Here is a 1,073-nt window from a genome sequence, read left to right as displayed (position 1 = left end):
GCGGTCGCGGATGCTCGCGCCGGGGGCCGCCGTCCCGCGCACCGTCCGGTGGGGGTGCCTGTGCGTCCCCCTCCCAGGGGCGCGCCGGCCGGGAACGGCGGGGATCACCCCCCGGCGGTCGGACCACGGCAACGGCTCCTCTCCCTCGACGCTCCCCGGGCAGCGTCGCTGGTCACGTGCGTCCGGGGAGGTGGACGATGGTCGTAGGGTGCCACACGGCGGCACGCCGTCCCGGATACCACCCCGGATCGGCGCGCACTCAGTCCTTCCGCCACCGGGCGGGTGACCGTGGTGTGGACAGCACCGTCACGGTCGCGGCCCCGAGCCCGAACACCCCCGCGGCGAGATGGACGGCCAGCCCGAGCGGGTCCGGCGGGGAGTCCGCCGTCACCGACAGCAGCGGGGGCACACACGCCACCGACATCAGCACCCACGGGACCGGCGTGCCCGTGGTCGCCCTCCGTGCGCTGTGCAGCAGGGCGGCACCGAGCAACAGGTGGACCAGGCTCTGTACCGGGTCGATCAGCACTCCGTCGAGTGCGGGGACCCGGCCGCCCAGCGTGGTCACGGCGAAACCGAACACCCCGGTCACCGCGAAGCCGAAGCCGGCGAACGTGGCGACCCGGTCCAGGACCCCGCGCGGGGCGGGCCGGGTGGTGCGCGTCACGACCGGCCCGAACGGTCGGTGCCGACCGTGCCGCTCGACCCACGAGAACACCACGACCGCCGGGCCGACGAGCAGGGTCAGTGCCAGCAGGGTCCGGGGTCGCAGCCACCAGGCCGGGGCGAGGCCGAACCGTTCCGGCAGGTGCACGGCCGCGACGACCACCAGGGTGGCCGCGAGGAACAGCAGATAGAGGCTCATCGGTGCGCGGGACGCGAGACCCGCCGCGCGGGCGACCGGCGCACTCCCGGCCGTTCTCGCGAGCAGGGGCCGGGCCGTGCCGAGAATCCCGAGGTGGACGAGCCCGAGCAGCAACACGGCGGGCACGGGGCCGGACAGGGCGGGTGGCGCTCCGCCGACGGCGAGGAGGACCGCGGGCCACCAACCCGCGGACACCCCCGCGGCCAGG

Annotated in this window: 1 pseudogene; it reads right to left on the bottom strand. The window is 76.1% G+C overall.

Features of this window, described 5'->3' with window-relative positions:
• Positions 1 to 259: 259 nt before the first annotated feature.
• Positions 260 to 1,073: pseudogene (locus SACPADRAFT_RS0205390) on the bottom strand (phospholipase); the annotation flags it as partial.

Source organism: Saccharomonospora iraqiensis subsp. paurometabolica YIM 90007, assembly GCF_000231035.2.
Classification (GTDB): Bacteria; Actinomycetota; Actinomycetes; order Mycobacteriales; family Pseudonocardiaceae; genus Saccharomonospora; species Saccharomonospora paurometabolica.
The sequence above is the reverse complement of the archived record's forward strand: the minus strand, read 5'-3'. Positions and strand labels throughout refer to the sequence as shown.